Annotated in this window: 21 protein-coding genes; 8 read left to right on the forward strand and 13 right to left on the reverse strand. The window is 64.3% G+C overall.

Features of this window, described 5'->3' with window-relative positions:
- Window positions 1-34 precede the first annotated feature (34 nt).
- The gene (locus QRM89_RS14110) at window positions 35-664 is read left to right on the forward strand and encodes a hypothetical protein (RefSeq protein ID WP_011037328.1); all 630 of its coding nucleotides are present in this window, start codon (window positions 35-37) and stop codon (window positions 662-664) included.
- A gap of 154 nt (window positions 665-818) precedes the next feature.
- Here the strand turns inward: QRM89_RS14110 and guaA are convergent, their stop codons facing one another.
- The 4 genes from guaA to folD form a co-directional block, all read right to left on the reverse strand.
- Complete coding sequence (gene guaA / locus QRM89_RS14115; RefSeq protein ID WP_285448299.1) at window positions 819-2,384, reverse strand: glutamine-hydrolyzing GMP synthase; 1,566 nt, start codon at window positions 2,382-2,384, stop codon at window positions 819-821.
- On the reverse strand, window positions 2,368-2,727 hold the full coding sequence (locus QRM89_RS14120) for a hypothetical protein (protein WP_285448300.1): 360 nt from the start codon (window positions 2,725-2,727) through the stop codon (window positions 2,368-2,370). Before QRM89_RS14120 ends, guaA begins: the two co-directional genes overlap by 17 nt.
- A 5-nt stretch (window positions 2,728-2,732) precedes the next feature.
- Window positions 2,733-4,190: an IMP dehydrogenase gene (gene guaB / locus QRM89_RS14125; RefSeq protein WP_040941253.1), complete on the reverse strand. Its 1,458-nt coding sequence runs from the start codon at window positions 4,188-4,190 to the stop codon at window positions 2,733-2,735.
- A gap of 103 nt (window positions 4,191-4,293) precedes the next feature.
- The gene (folD, locus tag QRM89_RS14130) at window positions 4,294-5,178 is read right to left on the reverse strand and encodes a bifunctional methylenetetrahydrofolate dehydrogenase/methenyltetrahydrofolate cyclohydrolase FolD (protein ID WP_228424663.1); all 885 of its coding nucleotides are present in this window, start codon (window positions 5,176-5,178) and stop codon (window positions 4,294-4,296) included.
- Between the two features lie 49 nt (window positions 5,179-5,227).
- Between folD and QRM89_RS14135 the strand changes: the two genes are divergently transcribed.
- A complete protein-coding gene (locus QRM89_RS14135; RefSeq protein ID WP_014507889.1) occupies window positions 5,228-5,524 on the forward strand; it encodes a DUF1244 domain-containing protein in 297 nt (98 codons plus the stop codon).
- A 197-nt stretch (window positions 5,525-5,721) separates the two neighbouring features.
- Here the strand turns inward: QRM89_RS14135 and QRM89_RS14140 are convergent, their stop codons facing one another.
- The 9 genes from QRM89_RS14140 to cmk form a co-directional block, all read right to left on the reverse strand.
- On the reverse strand, window positions 5,722-7,572 hold the full coding sequence (locus tag QRM89_RS14140; RefSeq protein ID WP_115573054.1) for a monovalent cation:proton antiporter-2 (CPA2) family protein: 1,851 nt from the start codon (window positions 7,570-7,572) through the stop codon (window positions 5,722-5,724).
- A 173-nt stretch (window positions 7,573-7,745) separates the two neighbouring features.
- The gene (gene galU, locus QRM89_RS14145) at window positions 7,746-8,639 is read right to left on the reverse strand and encodes a UTP--glucose-1-phosphate uridylyltransferase GalU (protein WP_043921783.1); all 894 of its coding nucleotides are present in this window, start codon (window positions 8,637-8,639) and stop codon (window positions 7,746-7,748) included.
- A complete protein-coding gene (locus tag QRM89_RS14150; RefSeq protein WP_285448301.1) occupies window positions 8,639-10,546 on the reverse strand; it encodes a nucleoside-diphosphate sugar epimerase/dehydratase in 1,908 nt (635 codons plus the stop codon). Before QRM89_RS14150 ends, galU begins: the two co-directional genes overlap by 1 nt.
- Window positions 10,547-10,559: 13 nt before the next feature.
- Window positions 10,560-11,576, reverse strand: a complete 1,017-nt coding sequence (locus QRM89_RS14155; RefSeq protein WP_285448373.1) for a glycosyltransferase family 4 protein — start codon at window positions 11,574-11,576, stop codon at window positions 10,560-10,562.
- The gene (gene lapB, locus QRM89_RS14160) at window positions 11,534-12,712 is read right to left on the reverse strand and encodes a lipopolysaccharide assembly protein LapB (protein ID WP_011037337.1); all 1,179 of its coding nucleotides are present in this window, start codon (window positions 12,710-12,712) and stop codon (window positions 11,534-11,536) included. Before lapB ends, QRM89_RS14155 begins: the two co-directional genes overlap by 43 nt.
- 6 nt (window positions 12,713-12,718) lie before the next feature.
- The gene (locus QRM89_RS14165; protein ID WP_012438205.1) at window positions 12,719-13,024 is read right to left on the reverse strand and encodes a LapA family protein; all 306 of its coding nucleotides are present in this window, start codon (window positions 13,022-13,024) and stop codon (window positions 12,719-12,721) included.
- 63 nt (window positions 13,025-13,087) lie between these two features.
- Window positions 13,088-13,399 (reverse strand): integration host factor subunit beta, encoded by a 312-nt coding sequence (locus QRM89_RS14170; protein WP_011037339.1) that lies wholly within the window; start codon window positions 13,397-13,399, stop codon window positions 13,088-13,090.
- Between the two features lie 91 nt (window positions 13,400-13,490).
- Entirely contained in the window at window positions 13,491-15,170 is a 1,680-nt protein-coding gene (rpsA, locus tag QRM89_RS14175) for a 30S ribosomal protein S1 (protein WP_011037340.1), read from the reverse strand.
- A gap of 184 nt (window positions 15,171-15,354) precedes the next feature.
- On the reverse strand, window positions 15,355-16,035 hold the full coding sequence (gene cmk, locus QRM89_RS14180; RefSeq protein ID WP_285448302.1) for a (d)CMP kinase: 681 nt from the start codon (window positions 16,033-16,035) through the stop codon (window positions 15,355-15,357).
- 172 nt (window positions 16,036-16,207) lie between these two features.
- On the opposite strand from cmk, the gene ykgO reads away from it, so the two are divergent.
- The 6 genes from ykgO (at window position 16,208) to QRM89_RS14210 (ending at window position 20,822) form a co-directional block, all read left to right on the forward strand.
- On the forward strand, window positions 16,208-16,333 hold the full coding sequence (ykgO, locus tag QRM89_RS14185) for a type B 50S ribosomal protein L36 (RefSeq protein WP_005913193.1): 126 nt from the start codon (window positions 16,208-16,210) through the stop codon (window positions 16,331-16,333).
- Window positions 16,334-16,535: 202 nt separating this feature from the next.
- A complete protein-coding gene (locus QRM89_RS14190; RefSeq protein ID WP_040941246.1) occupies window positions 16,536-16,865 on the forward strand; it encodes a hypothetical protein in 330 nt (109 codons plus the stop codon).
- Window positions 16,866-17,065: 200 nt separating this feature from the next.
- Entirely contained in the window at window positions 17,066-18,100 is a 1,035-nt protein-coding gene (locus QRM89_RS14195) for an agmatine deiminase family protein (protein ID WP_228424660.1), read from the forward strand.
- 78 nt (window positions 18,101-18,178) lie between these two features.
- On the forward strand, window positions 18,179-19,063 hold the full coding sequence (locus QRM89_RS14200; RefSeq protein WP_011037344.1) for a carbon-nitrogen hydrolase: 885 nt from the start codon (window positions 18,179-18,181) through the stop codon (window positions 19,061-19,063).
- A 6-nt stretch (window positions 19,064-19,069) separates the two neighbouring features.
- Window positions 19,070-19,597, forward strand: coding sequence for a GNAT family N-acetyltransferase (locus QRM89_RS14205; protein WP_285448303.1), 528 nt, complete (start codon window positions 19,070-19,072; stop codon window positions 19,595-19,597).
- 4 nt (window positions 19,598-19,601) lie between these two features.
- Window positions 19,602-20,822, forward strand: coding sequence for a TraB/GumN family protein (locus QRM89_RS14210; protein ID WP_172973817.1), 1,221 nt, complete (start codon window positions 19,602-19,604; stop codon window positions 20,820-20,822).
- Window positions 20,823-20,943: the final 121 nt, after the last annotated feature.

Below are 20,943 nucleotides of genomic sequence, written 5' to 3' on the forward strand. Positions count from 1 at the left end.
ATAACTCCGCACCAGATGATGCAAGGAAGACGCCATGTCCACTGAATTCCGTCCGCTGATCGAGGTCCTGCGCGAGCTCAAGGCGCTGGCGCTGAAGAAGGCGTCCGGCTTTCTGTTCGTCGTCACCGAGGAGAACCACTCCTGCATCATCCGCATCAATGCGGGTCAGATCGAAGAAGTGGTGTTCCGCATGCTGCGCAATGATGAGGCCGTGCAACGCCTCACCATGGTCGGCGCCGCCAAGGCCCGCTTCCAGGTCGACCCCGGCGCCGGCATGGGCAAGCCCTCGCTGCTCAGCGAGGACTCGCGGCAGTGGCTGATGGGCGGCTTCGAACAGGACCTGGGCGGTGCGCCCGCCCCGGTACGTGCACCGGTTGCCGCCGCTCCGGTGCCGGCACCTGCCGCAGCCAGCGCAGCACCCACAGCGTCCGCACCGGCGTCTGTCGGCAGCGGCGCAGCGCCGGACGAAGCGGTTCGCCAAGCGCTGGAGAAAGTCGCATTGAATTACCTCGGCCCGATCGCCGGCATGTTGTGCGACGAAGCCTGGGATGCCTCCAGCGACATCGAGCAGGTGCTCAGCCAGCTCGCTGCCAATCTGGCCACGCCGCAGGAAGCGCAAAAGTTCATGACCGACGCTCGCGTGGCACTGGCCAAGGTGCGTTGACGCCCGCGTTCAACGTAACCCTGCAACAAGCCGCGCAGTGCGCGGCTTTTTTTTGCGGCAGCATCGTGCGGCCTGATTGCCAGCGATGAAACTGCAAGACATAAAAAAGGCGCCTTGCGGCGCCCTTTCGTTCGATCTCGCGAGCAGAACCAACTCACTCCCACTCGATCGTCGCCGGCGGTTTGCCGGAGATGTCGTAGACCACGCGGGAGACGCCACGCAGTTCGTTGATGATGCGGTTGCTCACCGTGCCGAGGAAGTCGTACGGCAGGTGCGCCCAGTGCGCGGTCATGAAGTCGATGGTCTCTACCGCGCGCAGTGCGATCACCCATTCGTAGGCGCGCGCATCGCCCACCACACCCACCGACTTCACCGGTAGGAACACCGCGAATGCCTGGCTGGTCTTGTCGTACAGGTCCGCCTTGCGCAGCTCGTCGATGAAGATCGCATCGGCCTTGGCCAGCAGCTCGGCGTATTCGCGCTTCACCTCGCCCAGAATGCGCACGCCCAGGCCCGGGCCTGGGAACGGATGGCGATACACCATCGTGCGCGGCAGGCCGAGCTCGACGCCGAGACGACGCACTTCGTCCTTGAACAACTCGCGCAGCGGCTCGACCAGACCCAACTTCATGTGCTCAGGCAGGCCACCCACGTTGTGGTGGCTCTTGATCACGTGCGCCTTGCCGGTCTTGCTGCCGGCCGACTCGATCACGTCCGGATAAATCGTGCCCTGCGCCAGCCACTTGGCGTTGGCCAGCTTGTTGGATTCTTCATCGAAGATATCCACGAACAGGTTGCCGATGATCTTGCGCTTGGCTTCCGGGTCGCTCACGCCTTCAAGCTTGGCGAAGTAGCGGTCGGCCGCATTGACGCGGATCACCTTGACGCCCATGTGCTCGGCAAACATCGCCATCACCTGGTCGCCTTCCTGCCAACGCAGCAGGCCGGTGTCGACGAACACGCAGGTCAGCTTGTCACCGATCGCCTTGTGCAGCAGCGCCGCGACCACCGACGAATCCACACCGCCGGACAACCCCAGAATCACTTCATCGTCGCCCACCTGCTCGCGCACGCGCGCAATCTGGTCATCGATGATGTTGGCCGCGGTCCACAGCGTCTGGCAGCCACACACGTCCACCACGAAGCGCCGCAGCAAGGTCTGGCCCTGCAGCGTATGCGTCACTTCCGGGTGGAACTGCACGCCGTACCAGCGTTTGTCTTCGTTGGACATCGCCGCCACCGGGATACGGTCGGTCACGGCAGTAATGGTGAAGCCCGGCGGCACCTGCGACACGTGGTCGCCGTGGCTCATCCACACATTCAGGCGCGCCGCGCCAGCGTGATCGGTCAAGCCGGCGAACAGTGCATCGGCGGCCACCACATCGACTTCGGCGTGGCCGAATTCACGCTGATCGGCCGCCTCGGTGGCACCGCCCAACTGCGCAGCCAGCGTCTGCATGCCGTAGCAGATGCCGAACACCGGCAAGCCGCTGTCGAACACTTCTTGTGGCGCCACCGGCGCACCCGGCAAAGTGGTCGATTCCGGCCCACCAGACAGAATGATGCCCTTGGCACCGAAGCCGGCAATCTCGGACGGATCGTGATCCCAGGCCCAGATCTCGCAGTACACGCCAATTTCGCGAATCCGCCGCGCGATCAGCTGGGTGTACTGCGCGCCGAAATCGAGGATGAGGATCTTGTCGTTATGCAGGCTGGACATCGTTACTCGCAGGGCGAAGGTGGCGCGCTCGGCGCCACTCCAGGAAAAGGATAAGCAGCGGAGCGCAGAGCACTCCCGGCCACAACAAAAACGTTCCAATCAGCAGGTAGAGCATGCCGTAGAGCGCACTGGCCAGCAGTGTTGCCGACGCAACGCGCAACACAACGCGCTGCAGGTGTGCGGTGGCGCCAGATGCCAACAGCGCCGGGGCCGATGCCACCAACAGATACATCAACGCGAAGAATGTCCAGCGATACAACACGGAAGACACCGCCAGCAATCCCAGCACCACCACGGTCATTGCCGAGATGACCGCAAGATAGGCGAGCGAGGCCTTCCACATTCGAATTAGCCCGCGCGATAGTTCGGCGGCTCTTTCGTGATCTGCACGTCGTGCACATGGCTTTCGCGTTGACCGGCGCCGGTGATCTTGACGAACTTCGGCTTGGTGCGCATTTCCTCGACCGTGGCGCAACCAACGTAGCCCATGGTTGCGCGCAGGCCACCGATCAGCTGATGGATGATGCCGCCCACCGGGCCGCGATACGGCACCCGGCCCTCGATGCCTTCGGGCACCAGCTTGTCGGCGTCGGAAGCATCCTGGAAATAGCGGTCCTTGGACCCCTTCTCCATCGCGCCCAGGCTGCCCATGCCGCGGTAGCTCTTGTAGCTGCGACCCTGGAACAACTCGACTTCGCCAGGCGCTTCCTCGGTACCAGCCAGCAAGCCGCCGACCATCACCGTGGACGCGCCGGCCACCAGCGCCTTGCCGATGTCGCCGGAGTAACGGATACCGCCATCGGCAATCAGCGGGATGCGGTCCTGCAGTGCTTCGGCCACCATGTCCACCGCGGTGATCTGCGGCACGCCCACGCCCGCAACCACACGCGTGGTGCAGATCGACCCCGGGCCCACGCCGACCTTGACCGCGTCGGCGCCGGCATCCATGAGCGCCAGCGCTGCATCGCCAGTGACGATATTGCCGCCGATCACCTGCAGGTGCGGATAGGTCTTCTTGACCCAGGCCACGCGGTCGATCACGCCTTGCGAATGGCCATGCGCGGTATCGACGATGACCACGTCCACGCCGGCAGCGGCGAGCAGTTCGATGCGTTGTTCGGTATCGCCACCCACACCCACCGCCGCACCGACCAGCAAGCGCTTGGCGTCGTCCTTGGCGGCGTTGGGGTTGTCGGTCTTCTTCTGGATGTCCTTGACCGTAATCAGCCCGCGCAGCTCGAAGCTGTCGTTGACCACCAGGATCTTTTCGATGCGGTTGCGATGCAGCAGCTCGAGCACTTCCTCATCGCTGGCGCCTTCGCGCACAGTGATCAGGCGATCCTTCTTGGTCATGATGTGGCGGACCGGATCGTCGAGCTTCTTCTCGAAGCGCATGTCGCGGCTGGTCACGATGCCGACCAGTTCGCTGCCATCCACCACTGGCACGCCGGAGATGTTGCGCGCGCGCGTCAGTGCGATCACTTCACCGATGGTGGTGTCCGGACTCACCGTAAACGGCTCGGTGATCACGCCGGACTCGAACTTCTTGACCTTGGCCACCTCGCCCGCCTGCTGCGCAGGGGTCAGGTTCTTGTGGATGATGCCGATGCCGCCCAGCTGGGCCATCGCCACCGCCAGGCGGTGTTCGGTCACCGTATCCATGGCCGCGGACAAGATCGGCAGTTTGAGGCGCAGGTCGCGTGTCAGCCGTGTTTCAAGGCTGACGTCCTTTGGCAGGACAATGGAATGCGCGGGGACGAGCGAGACGTCGTCGTAGGTAAGAGCTTCAGCCTGGATGCGGAGCATCGGCGGACCCGAGTTTGGGGAAGCGCGACATTTTACCCTGAAAGCGGCCGCGAAGACACTGCGGCAGCTGAGTGCCGCCGCAATGCTGCGTTACACGAACGGCTCAACCAGCCGCATCGGCCGCCTCGAGCGTGTTCTGCATCAGCGTGGCCACCGTCATCGGCCCTACCCCGCCCGGCACCGGGGTGATCCAGCCAGCGCGCTGCGCCGCGGCCTCGAACCCCACATCGCCGACCAGGCGTCCATCGTCCAGGCGGTTGATGCCCACGTCGATGACCACCGCGCCAGGCTTGACCCATTCGCCCGGAATCAGCCCCGGCCGGCCCACCGCCACCACCAGGATGTCGGCGTTGCGCACGCTGGCTTCCAGCACATCCGGCGGGGTGAACTTGTGGCAGCTGGTCACCGTGCATCCGGCAATCAGCAGCTCCAGGCCCATCGGCCGGCCCACATGGTTACTCACCCCGACGATGGTGGCGTTGCGCCCGCGCACCGGCTGGTCGGTATGCGCCAGCAAGGTCACGATGCCGCGCGGGGTACACGGCCGCAAACCGAATTCGCGCAGCGCCAGATGCCCGACGTTCTGCGGATGAAAGCCGTCCACATCCTTGCGCGGGTCGATGCGCTGGATCAGCCGGTTGGCATCGGGAATGCCCGGCAGTGGCAACTGGATCAGGATGCCGTGGATCTTGGGATCGGTGTTGAGCTGGTCGATCAACGCGGCCAGCTCGGCTTCGGTGGTGCCTTGCGGCAGATCGTAGTCGAAGGCCTCGATGCCCACTTTTTCGGCCGCGCGGCGCTTGTTGCGCACATACACCGACGAGGCCGGATCGCCGCCCACCAGCACCACCGCCAGCCCGGGCCGGGTCTTGCCCGCCGCCAAGCGCGCATCCACGCGCAGCTTCAGACCGTCGAGCAATTCCTCGGCAATGTGGCGACCATCGAGGAGGCGGGCCGGAGCGAGGGCAGCTGGCGCGGGAGCGGTCATGGGGCGTCAGGTGTAGAGTCGAAGGCCGTCTATTGTCCCCGATTCCGCCATGACCGACACCACTTCGATCGAAGCCGCCGCGTTCCGCCGCCTGCTGCAGCATCTCAACCAGGACCGCACCGACGTGCAGAACATCGACCTGATGATTCTTGCCGGCTTCTGCCGCAACTGCCTGGGCGACTGGTACCGCGAAGCTGCCGAAGCGCAAGGTCAACCCATGAGCAAGGAGCAGGCCCGCGAAGCGGTGTACGGCATGCCATTTGCGCAGTGGAAACAGCAGCACCAACAGGAAGCGACACCGGAACAGCTGGAAGCCTTCGCAGCGGCGCAGCGCAAGCACGGCTGAGCCTGCGATGACGGCCGGCACGTTGATGCTGGCCGTTCTAATCACCTTAGAGCGGCCGACGAAACGTCGCGAGCAATCGTCAAGGCGGGTGCGAAGAAACCTAAGTGCCTCGGGCAAATGCAGATCCCGGGGCAACTGCAGATCCCGAGCACCGGCCGCGCCCGCCTGCCAGTTACGCGGTGATTTGACCGCTGCGTTTAGTCCCGCTCAGCCGTTTCTTCGCGCAACTCCTGCGGCAGCGCATCGCGATTGAGCGTGCGGCTCTCGCGCTTGGGCGGGGTAAAGGGCGTGGGCTTGGGCACGGTCGGCATGATGTTGCCGTACATCAGCCCTGCCCCGGCGCGCACATTGCCCGCGGCAATTTCCAGCTCCAGGCGCTCGGCATCGCGGCGCCGGATCTCGCGCGCAATCGTGCGGGCCTCATCCTCGTCCACGCCCAGTTCGACCAGGGCCACTTCGCCGAACGCGACCGCCGACTCGAAGGTTTCACGGATCTGGTAGTCCACGCCAGCAGCAATCAACTCCAAAGCGTGTTCGCGATCAAAGGAACGCACCAGCAGTTTCGCGTGCGGGAACTCACGCGTTGCCAATTCGACGATGCGATTGGCCGCCTCGCGGTTGTCAACGCACACCGCAATCGCACGCGCGGTATTTGCACCGGAGGCATGCAGCACATCCAACCGGGTGCCGTCGCCGTAGTAGATCTTGAACCCGAATTCCTCCGCGCTCTGAATCATCTCAATGTCGTTGTCGATGATGGTCACGTCCACATCGCGCGCCAGCAGCGACTGGCTGGCCACCTGACCGAAGCGCCCGAACCCGATCACCAACACGCTGCCGGTCTGGCCGCTGGCTTCCTCCACGCCATCCAGCGACACCGCCGCTGCCGGCGTCAGGCGCCGCTGCAACAGCACGAACAACGGCGTCAGTGCCATCGACAACACCACGATCGCGGTAAGGCTGGCATTGACCTGGGCATCGATGACACCGGATGCGGACGCCGCCGCGAACAATACGAACGCAAACTCGCCGCCCTGCGCCATCAGCACGCCGCGATCCAGCGCCTGCCGATGATCGCTGCGCATCAGGCGCGCCACCGCGTAGATGCACACCGCCTTGCCCACCATCAACGCCAGCACGCCGACCAGGATCAAGCGCCAGTCCGCCGCGACCACGCGCAGATCCAGGCTCATGCCGACCCCCAGAAAGAACAGACCCAGCAGGATGCCGCGGAACGGTTCGATGTCGGCTTCGATCTGATGGCGGAAGGTGGATTCAGACAACAGCACACCGGCCAGGAACGCGCCCATCGCCATCGACAACCCGCCAACCTGCATCAAGAGCGCGGCGCCCAGCACCACCAGCAGCGCGGCAGCGGTCATCACCTCGCGTGCCTTGCTGGCGGCCAGGATGCGGAACAAGGGATTGAGCAACCAGCGCCCGGCCACCAGCAATCCAACGATGCAGGCCAGACCAATGCCAATGCCCTGCCAACGCTGCGAAGCGGCTTGCGGGTCGCCACTGGCGCCCATCCAGGCCACGATCGCCAGCAGCGGCACGATCAGCAGGTCCTCGAACAGCAGGATCGCCACGATCTTCTGCCCCGATGGCAGCGCCACGTCGCCGCGCTCGGCAAGCAACTGCATCACCACTGCGGTGGAGGTCAGTACGAAACCGGACGCGGCCACGAAGGCAACCGGCGGCGTAAAGCCGAGCAGGATGCCGATGCCGGTCAAGACCAGCGCGCACACGCAGATCTGCACCGTGCCCAAGCCAAAGATTTCAGAGCGCAAGCTCCACAGATGCGAGGGCCGCATCTCCAGCCCGATCACGAACAGGAACATCACCACACCCAGTTCGGCCACATGCAGGATCGCCTGCGGGTCATCGAACAGGCCAAGCCCGAACGGCCCGATCGCCAAGCCGGCGGCCAGATAGCCGAGCACCGAGCCAAGGCCCAGCCGTCGGAACAGCGGGATGGCGACCACTGCAGCGCCCAGCAGGGTCACCACATTGATCAGTTCACTGGATTCCGCAGGCTGGCTCATGCCAAGGATTCTAGCGGCACGTGGCGGCCGCTGGCCTGCACGTGCTTGCGCATGTGACGGCGGTATGGATGGCAGCGATCTCAAGCATGGCACCACTCTTCGCTAACGCGCGGACCCAAAACGACGAACGGCGCCCAATGGCGCCGTTCGTTGCAACACTGCTAGCCGAACACTCAGCCGCGTGCGTCAGCCGCAGCCAAGGCGCTGCGAATGATTTCCTTGGCCGGTGCGCCATGCTTGTCGTGCTCGAGTGCAAAGTGCACCGTGGCCTCGATCAAACCGATGTGCGCGCCGCAATCGAAGCGACGGCCCTCGAAACGGAACGCGTCGACCTGTTCCTGCTTGAGCAGCTCGGCGATCGCATCGGTGAGCTGGATCTCGCCACCTGCACCGGCGCCCGTGGACTCCAGGTACTCGAAGATCTTCGGGCTGAGCACGTAACGACCGACGACTGCCAGATTGCTCGGCGCCACTTCCGGCTTGGGCTTTTCGACGATGGCATTGATGCGGCCCTTGCGGCCGTCGAACGCATCGGTGGACACGATGCCATAACTGGCCGTCTTGTCGTGCGGCACATCTTCCACGGCGATCACGCTGCCGCCGGAGGCTTCTGCCACATCGGCCATCTGGGTCAGCGCAGCATCGCCGCGGTTCCACATCAGGTCGTCGGGCAGCAGCACTGCGAACGGTTCGTCTCCGACCACGGCCTTGGCACACAGCACCGCGTGGCCCAGGCCGAGCGCTTCGGCCTGCGTCACAAAAATGGCGCGGACGCCTTCGGGGAGTGCATGGCGCACCAGCTCCAACTGCTCGAGCTTGCCTGCACGCTCGAGCTTCTGCTCCAGCTCATAGGCCTTGTCGAAGTAGTCGGCGATCGAGTGCTTGTAGCGATTGGTGACGAAGATCAGCGTATCGCAACCGGCCTGGATGGCTTCGTCCACGGCGTACTGGATAAGCGGTTTATCGATGATCGGCAGCATTTCCTTCGGCACCGTCTTGGTTGCCGGAAGAAAGCGGGTCCCAAGACCTGCGACGGGGAATACGGCCTTGCGAATACGCTTGCTCATTAAAGTCTTCTGACCTCACGTGCGGGGAATGGAACGACCGTATCAGATCGCGCGTCGACTTTCCGTCGAGCAGCCGCAAAATCCGGCATCAGACTGCCCAGCACAGTCTCCATTGCGTTGATGTCATAGCGGTTAACCGCCTCGCGCAGGCGCGTCACCAGTTGCAACACCTGCTCGTGCGAGAACTCGCGTACACCGGCTTCCAGGATCTTGGGATGCGCGGTGGGGCGGTAGTCCTCGTCAGAGTAGAACAAGGTCTCGTGCAATTTTTCGCCCGGGCGCAGACCGGTGTAGAGAATGGCGATGTCCTTGCCCGGCTGCTTGCCTGCCAGGCGAATCATCTGCTCGGCCAGGAGCCGGATCGGCACTGGCTCGCCCATGTCCAGCGTGTAGATTGCACCGTGCGACGCAGATGCTGCGGCCTGGACCACCAGCTGGCAGGCTTCGGGAATGGTCATGAAGTAACGCGTCACATCCGGATGCGTCACCGTGACCGGGCCGCCCTGCCGGATCTGTTCACGGAACAACGGCACTACGCTGCCGGCCGAATCCAGCACGTTGCCGAAGCGCACGGTGATGAAGCGCGTCGGCGCATCACGCGCGTCAAGACTCTGGCAGATCATCTCCGCATAGCGCTTGCTCGCGCCGAGCACGTTGACCGGCTCGACCGCCTTGTCTGTGGAGATGAACACAAACGTTTCGATCCGCGCCCGCTGGCAGGCACGCGCCACGTTCTCGGTTGCCAGCACGTTGTTGCGCACCGCTTCGCGCAGCTGCTCTTCGAGCAGCGGCACCTGCTTGTAGGCGGCCGCATGGAATACGGCATCGGGCGTAGCCGTGCGTAAGGCATGCGCCACCACTGCCGGGTCGCCGCAGTCGCCAAGCACACGCACCACTTCGATATCGGTGAACAACCGGCGTAGGTCCGAATCGATGGTCAGCAGCGCCAGCTCATCGATTTCCAGCAGCACGATGCGGCGCGCGCCATGACGCGCGCACTGCCGGCAGACTTCTGAGCCGATCGAACCGCCGGCGCCGGTCACCATCACGGTCTTATTGGTGAGCCAGTCGCGGATCAGGCGCCAGTCCGGCGTGACCGGCTTGCGGTTGAGCAGGTCCTCGATCGCCACTTCCTTCAACTCGCCTGGCAGCGACCGGCCCTCCAGCACGTTGATCAGCTTGGGCACCATCCGGAACGGCAGACCGGTGCTTTCGCAGATGGCCACCACCCGCTGCATGCCGGATGCATCCAACGATGGAATCGCGATGACGAGGAGCTTGGCCGCGGTTTCCTTGGCGATCGCCGCGGCCTGATCCAGATTACCCAGCACATTCAGGCCCTGGATCTTGGCGCCGTGCAAGTTCGTTGCATCGTCCAGAAACCCGACCGGGACGAACGTGCCGCTACGGCGCAGGTCACGCACCAGGCCCTCGGCCGCACGCCCTGCCCCAAGGATCAGCACCCGCTGCGCGGCATCGCCGGAGTGGGCAATTTGGTAATCCTTCCAGGCGCGGTAGAGCAACCGCGGCGTGCCGAGCAACGCCGACAGTGCAAACGGATAGACCACCAATACCGAGAGCGGCACGCCATCGAGGCGGTCGTACGACAATGCCAGCACGATCGCGACCAGGCCGAGAAAACTGGACTTGAAGATGTTCCACAGATCCGGCACCGAGGCAAAGCGCCAGAGGCCGCGATACAGACCCATCCGCCAGAACACCAACCCCTGCGCGACCAAGACCACCGCCGTACGCCAATCCCACAGTGGCAGGTCTGGCGCGTCGCGCAGCATGGAGTAGCGACCCGCGTGCAGCAGTTGCCAACAGACCCAGACCATCAGCAGGTCATGGACGACCACAGCGATCTGTGGAAGCGACTTGGTCAAACGATCACGCCAGGAAATCATAAAAGTCCATTACTCAAGAATTGCGCAATCCATGGCGCAGAAGTTGCCAGATCGCCGTTGCGCCGATGCCCCATGCCACCGCATCAGCCATGAGCCACCCGCGCGAATCGGTACGAATTATGACAAACAAGCAAACAGCGATGAGACTGAAAGCGAAGTAAACCGTGGTCACCGGCACATGATTGGTCAGCAATCGTGCCAGGCGTTGATAGACGTGCGAGGCGTGAGGCTCCCACCAGCGCTGTCCGGAAAGCATGCGAGACAGCAGCGTGAAGCCCGCGTCGACAAGAAATGCAGTCAACGGAAACCACACGATCCACCAACTCACCTGCCCCGCTCCCACTGACAAGGCGAGGAGCCCGGCCAGCACATGACCGAGTGCCCCGCTGCCGCCATCGCCCAGGAAGATGCGCGCGCGCGGAAAGTTGAATGGGAGAAATCCAAGACATGCCGCTGTCAGTGCCCATCCAGCCCACGAAAGGTTGCCTGGGACGACAAGCGCGAACGCGGCACCCGCGAGTGCGGCCTGGCTGGAAGCCAGCCCGTTGATGCCATCCATGAAATTCCAGACATTGATCAGCACCACCGACGCCAACGCCGTGAGGATCCCATCCAGCGGTTGCCCCGTATGGCGTACCACCAGCAGGCCAAGCGACACCGATGCGAGGGCATGGATCGCAAAGCGCAGTGTGGCCGAGAGCGGCCGGTGGTCGTCCCACCAGCCCACGCCCGCAACCAGGAGTAAGCCTGCAGCGAACCAGGCAATCGACAGGCGCGCGATGGGCCAGATAAATGAGGCGACCAGGCAGCCCATCAGGAGCGCAGCGACAATGGCCATGCCACCACCGCGCGGGGTAGCCACGGTATGGCTGCGCCGCTCACCGGGATGGTCGAGCAAGCGCCGGTGCAACGCATAGCGCCGCAGCCCCCAGGTTCCCAGCGCTGCGATCAGCAGATGCAGCGCGCACCACAGCCAGAGCGGCGGCACTAGACCACCGCGTAGTTCAGCAGCGGCTTGACGGTTCCCCATTCCTTGCAGCTGGGGCATTGCCAGTGATGGGTCTTGGCGCCGAACCCGCAGCGGGTGCAGCGATAGCTAGGATTGCGCACCAGCAATTGGTCGGTGATGTGCTTGAGATCCTGCAACGTGCCGACCGGGTCGCTGCCTTCGGCGAGCGTCAGATCGATCAAGGCAGACTCGCCGCGTACCGAGGGGCGATCCTTGAGCTGACGGCCCAGATACGCCAGGGCCGGCGCTACGCCGTCCTGCGCCTCCATCAACTGGGTCAGGGCCAGCACCGGCGCGATGCCGCGATAGTGCTCGGTCATCTCCGACAGGAAATTGCGCGCGCCGGCGATGTCGCCCACCCGGCGGTAGGCCGCCATCAGTGCGGGAATGATTTCCGGCAAGTATTCCGGATCGTGCCGCGCGGCACGCTCGAACGCGCGGACAGCCGCCTCGTCATGACCGCGCTCGGCTTCGATCCGGCCTTCCAGAATGCCGGCGCGCACCGAGGTGCCGTCGGCCTGATAGGCGCGTGCGATGGCCTGCAGCGCGTCGTCCGGTTTGCTCAGGCCGCGGTAGCGATCGGCCAGCTCACATTCGAACTGCGAGATCAGCTTGCCCATCGGCTCGCCGGTGACTTCTTCGTAGCGAGTCGCGTTGTCGATCGCCTTTTCCCAGTCACGCTCGGCCTGGTAGATGCCGATCAGGTGCCGCAACGCCTGCGGCGCGCGCTGGTCCAGCTGCGCCAGCTCGGTGAACACGGTTTCGGCGCGATCCAGCAGGCCGGATTTCATGTAGTCCTCGCCCAGTGCCAGCAACGCCTGGACACGCTGCTGGTCGGTCAGATCGGCGCGCTGCACCAGGCCTTGGTGAAGGCGGATCGCGCGGTCGACTTCACCGCGGCGGCGGAACAGATGCCCCAACGCGACCTGAGTTTCGAAGGTTTCCTTGTCCAGTTCGGCGATATGCAGAAACAGTTCGATGGCCTTGTCCGGCTGCTCGTTGAGCAGATAGTTCAGGCCACGGAAGTAGGTGCTGGACAGACGGCTGACCTGGGTGTCGCCGTGGCGCTGGCCACCGCGCCGGCCAACGATCCAGCCGCCAAGCGCGGCGATCGGCAGAAACAGGAAGAACCAGAACCATTCGGTCAGGAAGTCCATACGTACTTACAGTCCATCAAGCGGGCGCGGCTCGACGGCGACAGGAGCAACTGGCCTGGCGTCGGCACGACTGACCGCGGCAGCCTTGTTGGCCTGGCGCAGCTTGGAATAGAGGGGAATGACCACACTGACCAGCACCATGCCGGCGCCGATCAACACACCGACCAGCAGCGCGACGATGATCGCGATCCCGGAGGTCGTGTGCACACTGGAGAACAGGAAGTCGAGCGTGACGTCCTGGGAATTGACCGCGCCAATGATCAGACCAACCAGCAGGAAGGCCAACATCACCAGCAAGCGAAACACCTTCATGGCGGAACTCCGTCGGGAAGGCGCCTAGCTTAACCGAGCGGACATCAACGCAGCAGCACGGACTCAGTCCGCTGCATCCACCATGTCGACCGGCACCACCGAGCTCACGCGCTCGCGCAGCTCCTTGCCGGGTTTGAAATGCGGAACATGCTTGCCAGGCAGCGCGACCGATTCACCGGTCTTCGGGTTGCGGCCCAGGCGTGGCGGGCGGTAATGCAGCGAGAAGCTGCCAAACCCGCGGATTTCGATCCGATCACCATCGGACAAGGCCTGCCCCATCATTTCCAGCAGCGACTTAACCGCCAGATCCACATCGTCCGACTTCAGATGCGCTTGGCGTCGCGCCAGGATTTCGATCAATTCGGACTTGGTCATGGGAAGACTTGCTTTTTTCGACTGACACATCGGAATCGGCCCGGGCAAGCCCGGGCCGATCCATCACGCTCTCAGATAGAGCGCTACGCGCTTACTCGGACTTGTTGCTGTTCAACTGCGCGCGCAGCAGCGCACCCAGCTGAGTCGTGCCGCCCGACGCGGACTGGTATTCCTCCAGCACTTCGCGCATTTCGGCATCGTCCTTGGCCTTGATCGACAGCTGCAGGGTGCGGCCCTTGCGGTCCATGCCCACGAACTTGGCTTCGATCTTGTCGCCGACCTTCAGGTGCTGGGTCGCATCGTCCACACGCTCGTTGGCGATGTCGCGTGCAGCGACGTAGCCTTCGATGCCATCGGCCAAGTCGATCGTGGCGCCCTTGGCATCCACTTCACGCACCACGCCTTCGACCTTCGAACCCTTCGGGTTGGACGCCATGTACTGGCCGAACGGATCCTGCTCCAGCTGCTTGACGCCCAGACTGATGCGCTCACGTTCCGGATCGACTGCCAGCACAACGGCTTCCAGCGTGTCGCCCTTCTTGTAGTTGCGCACGACATCTTCGCCAGTGGTGTTCCAGCTGATGTCGGACAGGTGGACCAGGCCGTCGATGCCGCCGTCCAGACCGATGAAGATGCCGAAGTCGGTGATCGACTTGATCTGACCGGACACCTTGTCGTTCTTCTTGTGGGTGGCAGCGAAGGTTTCCCACGGATTGGCGGCAACCTGCTTCATGCCCAGCGAGATGCGGCGACGCTCCTCGTCGACATCCAGCACCATCACTTCGACTTCGTCACCGACCTGCACAACCTTGGACGGGTTGACGTTCTTGTTGGTCCAATCCATCTCGGAGACGTGCACCAGACCTTCGACGCCCGGCTCGATCTCGACGAATGCGCCGTAATCGGTGACGTTGGAGACCTTGCCGAACACGCGGCTGTTGGCCGGGTAACGACGTGCGATGTTGTCCCACGGATCTTCGCCCAGCTGCTTCAGGCCGAGGCTGACGCGGTTACGCTCGCGATCGAACTTCAGCACGCGCACGTCCAGCTCGTCGCCGACGTTGACGACTTCGGACGGATGGCGCACGCGCTTCCAGGCCATGTCGGTGATGTGCAGCAGGCCGTCGATACCGCCCAGGTCCACGAACGCGCCGTAATCGGTCAGGTTCTTGACGACACCCTTCAGGATCGCGCCTTCCTGCAGCTTGTCCATCAGCTGCTCGCGCTCTTCCGAGTGCTCGCTCTCGACCACTGCACGGCGGGACACGACCACGTTGTTGCGCTTGCGGTCCAGCTTGATCAGCTTGAACTCGAGTTCCTTGCCTTCCAGGTAGGCCGGGTCGCGCACCGGGCGCACATCCACCAGCGAACCAGGCAGGAATGCGCGGACATCCTTGATGTCCACGGTGAAACCACCCTTGACCTTGCCGCTGATGCGGCCGGTGATGGTTTCGTTCTTTTCCAACGCTTCTTCCAGCTCGTCCCACACCATCGCGCGCTTGGCCTTCTCGCGCGACAACACGGTTTCGCCGAAGCCGTTTTCGATGGAGTCGAGGGCAACCTTGACCTGGTCGCCAACGCCGACATCGATTTCGCCAGCGTCGTTACGGAACTGCTCGATCGGCACGATGCCTTCGGACTTCAGGCCAGCGTTGATCACCACCACGTCGCCGCGGACTTCCACGACGGTACCGGTGACAATGGAGCCCGGCTTCAGCTTCGCCAGATTGGCTTGGCTGGCTTCGAACAGTTCGGCAAAAGATTCTGTCATTTGGAGTTTACTCAGTTGAACACACGGGCGTTGATCGTCGCCTAGCGACCGATACGTACCGCCCAGCCTGTTTGACCCCGGCACCGCGGGTCGGTTGTGAAGTAATAGAACCGCCACGCGGGATGCGCGACGGAGCCTTTGGAACGCCTTACGGTCGGCGGGACGTGCCCGCTGGCTGCAACACTTACAGCGTGCGGGAGTCCAACAGCCCCACCACACGCTGGACGACATCTTCGATCCCGATCCCGCTGGTATCGATCAGCACGGCGTCTTCGGCCGGCCGCAGTGGCGCCACCACCCGCTGCGCATCACGGGCATCACGGGCCATGATCTCGCGCAGCAGGTCGTCAAAGATAACCGAAACACCCTTTTCCATCAACTGTTTATGGCGACGGCCCGCACGTTCTTCGGCACTGGCGGTCAGGAAGACCTTGAATGCGGCATCCGGGAAGATGACCGTGCCCATGTCGCGGCCATCGGCGACCAGGCCCGGCGGCTGGCGGAACGCGCGCTGGCGCTCCTTCAGGGCCGAGCGCACCTCCGGGATGGCGGCGATCGCCGAAGCCAGCGCGCCGGTGGTTTCCAGGCGCAACTCGCCGGTGGCGTCCACGCCGTTGACCAGCACCCGCAGGCCGGCCTCGCCCGCTTCATCGAACTCGACCTTGGTGTCGAAGGTGCAACGCACCAGCGCGGCCGGGTCGGACACATCCAGGTCGGCCCAGCTCGCCGCCACGCCCACCGCACGGTAAAGTGCGCCCGAATCGAGGTAATGCCAGCCCAGCCGGGCGGCGACGATCCGGCTCACGGTTCCCTTGCCGGCGCCGGAGGGTCCATCGATGGTGAGCACGGGTGACAGGTCGGTCATTCAGGTTTCCGGAAGGTCATCAGGCGGTAGTGTAGCGCCGCTCGCGGCCATTCGGATGCAACCACTTGAAACCACGACGAAAAGCCGGTTAGAATTGCCGGCTTAATTCTGGGTGCACCCTCGATCGCGGGCACTCTTCCATCGAATCCAACCGTTTACGCCGAGGTGTGCCATGAAAGTCCTGTCCTCCCTGAAGTCTGCGAAGACCCGTCACCGCGACTGCAAGGTGGTCCGCCGCCGCGGCAAGGTCTTCGTGATCTGCAAGTCGAACCCGCGCTTCAAGGCCCGTCAGCGCTAAGCCGACGCCTTGCGCAGCAAGACCCGAGAAAGCCGCCTCCGGGCGGTTTTTTCTTGGCTGATGTCCGCACGATGCTGCGCCCACGCGCATCGGCCTGCATGACAGGCCCGGCCGGCAACGCTCACCGGGGCGTGCACCAGTTTTTGCGATGCTTTTTTGCTGTAATCACCGTTCGAATCTTGTCCACTGGGGAGTAGATGACATGCGCAACCGTCTGTTTGTAGGGTCACTGATGGCATTGATGGGGATCAGTGCCAGTGCTTATGCCGAAACGCTGCTGGTTGATCGCGCGCAGCAGAAACCTGCCGCCGCCCTGCCCTTGCGTGGCGACAGCATGAGCCAGGTGGAAGGCCGCTACGGTGCGCCGCAGGAAAAGCTGGACCCGCGCGGCGGCCAGAAGCGTCAATGGCCGACCATCCATCGCTGGGTGTATCCCGCCTTCACGGTGTATTTCGAAAAGAGCAAGGTGATCGACGTGGTGGCCAACCAGGCCGACGCCGACGAGATCGGCCCGAAACCGCCGATCCGCTGAGTAACACGTCCGCAACATCAGGTGCGGTGCGCATGCGTGCCGCCCGCTGCTTGACACAGCCGGGGCGTACAACGCTCCGGTGCAGCCACCGAGCACTGCCGCCTAAGCGGCATGAACGGACTGCAAGCCTTCGCACCTGGGTGCGGAGATGGCCCACCGCCGGGGCATTGCCCCAGGCATCAGATGAGTAAGTGACCGGCATGACCGACAGCGTTCGTTTTCCTGCGGAATGGGAATCCCAATCCGCCATCCTGATTGCCTGGCCGCATGCCGGCACCGACTGGGCCGAGCGCCTGGCCGAGGTGGAAGACACCTATATTGCCCTGGTCACCGCAATCACCCGCTTCCAGCCGGTGATCATCTGCGTGGCCGACGATGACCTGCAGATCTATGCCGAAGCCCGGCTGCGTTCGGCGCGGGTGGAGATGGCGCAGGTACGCTTCGTGGTTGCCGCCTACAACGACACCTGGCTGCGCGATTCGGGCCCGATCACCTTGCGCCATGGCGACAGTTTCCGGCTGATGGATTTCCGCTTTACCGGCTGGGGTGGCAAGTTCGAGGCAAGCTTGGACGATCAACTGGTTAGCAGCCTTGATGCAGCCAGCGTCTTCGTGCCCGCCGAGGTGCAGACGGTCGACTTTGCGCTGGAAGGTGGCGCGATCGAAACCGATGGCGCCGGCACCTTGCTGACCACCTGGAAGTGCCTGCACGAACGGCACCCGCAGCGCTCGCGCGACTCCCTGAGCAGCGACCTGGCGACCTGGCTGACGCAGGACCGCGTGCTGTGGCTGGAACACGGCTATCTGGAAGGCGATGACACCGACGCGCATATCGATACGCTGGCGCGCTTTGCCGGCCCGGATGCGATCGTCTACCAGGGCTGCGATGTGCCGAGCGATTCCCATTACGCCGAGCTGCAGGCAATGGGCGAAGAACTGGCTGCGCTGCGCAAGGCTGATGGGCAGCCGTATCGCCTGTTCGTGCTGCCGTGGGCAGAGCCGATCCTGGACCAGGGCCGGCGCCTTGCCGCGTCGTACGCCAACTTCCTGATCGTCAACGGTGCGGTGCTGATGCCGGCCTATGGCGACGCCGCCGATGCTGCGGCGCAGGCAGTGCTGGCCGATGCGTTTCCGCAGCACCAGATCGTGCCGGTGCCATGCCGCCCGCTGATCTGGCAGAACGGCAGCCTGCATTGTCTGACCATGCAGTTGCCTGCCGGCCTGCTGGCCGCCTGACCCGTATTGTTCCGGCCGGCAGGCCGGCGTTCCACCATGGCGCGCTACCCTGTGCGCCACCTAGCAGGACGAGTAGCCATGACCCGACATCTCCTTCCCGTCGCGCTGATCCAGGAGCGCAACCACGGCGACGCCGAGGCCAATCTGGCCGTCATCGAGTCGCGCGTGGCCGAAGCCGCCGCACAGGGCGCCAAGCTGGTGCTGCTGCAGGAACTGCACAACGGCGCGTATTTCTGCCAGCACGAATCGGTAGATGTGTTCGATCTGGCCGAGCCGATTCCCGGCCCCAGCACCGAGCGCCTGGGCGCGCTGGCCAAGCAGCATGGCGTGGTGATCGTGGCCTCGTTGTTCGAGCGCCGCGCCGCCGGCCTGTACCACAACACTGCCGTGGTGCTGGAGGCCGACGGCCGCCTGCTTGGCAAGTACCGCAAGATGCACATCCCCGACGACCCGGGCTTCTACGAGAAGTTCTACTTCACCCCGGGCGATCTGGGCTTTACGCCGGTGGATACCTCGGTCGGCCGGCTCGGCGTGTTGGTGTGCTGGGACCAGTGGTATCCGGAAGCGGCGCGCCTGATGGCGCTGGCTGGCGCTGAACTACTGCTCTACCCCACCGCAATCGGCTGGGATCCGGACGATGCGCAGGCCGAACAGGAACGCCAGCGCGATGCGTGGGTGCTGAGCCATCGCGGCCATGCGGTGGCCAACGGCGTGCCGGTGCTGTCGTGCAACCGTGTCGGTCACGAGCCGTCGCCGATCGGCGCCTCAGGCATCCAGTTCTGGGGCAATAGCCACGTGCTGGGGCCGCAGGGCGAATTCATTGCCGAAGCCGGGCAGGATCCGACCATCCTGGTGTGCGATGTGGACCTGCAGCGCAGCGAGCATGTGCGGCGCATCTGGCCGTTCCTGCGCGATCGCCGCATCGACGCGTATGGCGACCTGCTCAAGCGTTACATCGACTGACCGCGCATGCCCGTCGAGCTGCGTGAGGTCCGCGACGCGGACATCCCGGCGATCACCGCGATCTACGCGGAGCAGATCGCCGGGTGCAACACCTACGAATACGTCGCGCCGTCGGCCGAGCAGATGCGCGGCCGCGTGCGCGCCATCGTGGACGCCGGTTATCCGTATCTGGTGGCCGAACGCGATGGCGCGGTGGTCGGGTACGCCTATGCAAGCAGCTACCGCGCACGCGCCGGCTACCGCTGGACGGTGGAAAATTCGATTTATCTGGCCGCTGCCGCGCAAGGATGCGGCATCGGCTCGCAGCTGCTTGGCGCCTTGATTGCTTCCTGCGAGCAGCGCGGCTACCGGCAGATGATTGCCGTGATCGGCGATGCCACCAACCAGGCATCACTGCGCCTGCATGAACGTTTTGAGTTTCGTACGGTCGGAGTCTTCAACGGACTGGGCCGCAAGCATGGCCGCTGGTTGGACGCAGTGCAGATGCAGCGCCCGCTCGGCTCCGGTCACACCGCCCCTCCTTCCGATGAATGACCCCATGACCGAAATCACCCCCGTGCTGCAGGACGATGCGCTGTCCGGCCAGCCGCACCGCATCGTCGAACGCGACGGTGTGCGCTACACCCTGCTCGGCACCGCGCACGTCTCGCTGGCAAGCGTGGCAGCGGTGCAGCGGGCGATCGGCAGCGGCCGGTACGACGCGGTGGCCGTGGAGCTGGACGCGCAGCGCCTGCAGGCGCTCAGCGACCCCGATGCCCTCGCTCGCCTGGATCTGGTGCAGGTGATCCGCAAGGGTCGCGTGGCGCTGTTCGCCGCCAACCTGGCATTGGCCGCCTATCAACGGCGCCTGGCCAAGCAGTTGGGCATCGAGCCGGGTGCGGAGCTGAAGGAAGCGGTGAACCTGGCACGTGCGCAGGGCCTGCCGGTGCATCTGATCGACCGCGAAGTGGGCCTGACCTTCAAACGCGCCTCCGGGCGGCTGGGCTTCTTCGGCAAGATGAAGTTGGCCGGCGGGCTGCTGGCGGGGCTGTTCGCCGCTGACGAAGTGGGCGAAGAAGAGATCGAAAAACTCAAGCAAGGCGACATGCTGGAGGCCAGCTTCGGTGACTTCGCCAGCGAAAGCCCGGAGCTCTATGAGACGGTGATTGCCGAGCGCGATCGCTACATGGCCACGCGGCTGCGCGAAGAAGCCAGCCCCACCCAGCGCGAGGTACTGGCCGTGGTCGGCGCCGGCCATCTTGCCGGGCTCGCCCGCCACCTTGCGCAGGATACCGATGCGCCCGGCCCGCTACGCGAGTCGCTGGAATACGTGCAGCAGCGCAAGCGTATTCCCTGGATCACGCTGGGCATGCTGACGGTGATCATTGCCGGGATCGGGATCGGGTTCTGGCGCGGCGGCATGTCGATGGGTGCGGACCTGCTGCTGCAATGGGCGATGTACACCGGCGGCCTGGCAGCGCTGGGCTGCCTGTTGGCCGGCAGTCATCCGCTGAGCATTCTCACCGCCGCGGTGGTGGCACCGTTCAAGCCGTTCCGGCTGAGCGTGCCGACCGGCGCGTTCGCCGCCTTGGTCGAAGTGCATATGCGCAAGCCGGCCTATGGCGACTTCCTCACCCTGCGCGACGATGCACAGACCTTGCGCGGCTGGTACCGCAATCGTGTGTCACGGGTGGTGCTGACGTTCCTGCTGACCAACCTGGGCAGCGGCGCGGGCGTGTGGCTGGCCGGCGTGCAGATTTTTCAGCGGCTGCATGGGTGAGTTGGGAGAGCGCGGTCGCCGCATCAGCAGTTGATGCGGTCCTGCCGTTGTAGGAGCCCACCTGGGCGCGATGGTGACTTGCGCGATTGACGGCTGGAATGGGCGGCCCGATCGCGCCCAG

Source organism: Xanthomonas sp. LMC-A-07 (assembly GCF_030208825.1).
Classification (GTDB): domain Bacteria; phylum Pseudomonadota; class Gammaproteobacteria; order Xanthomonadales; family Xanthomonadaceae; genus Xanthomonas; species Xanthomonas campestris.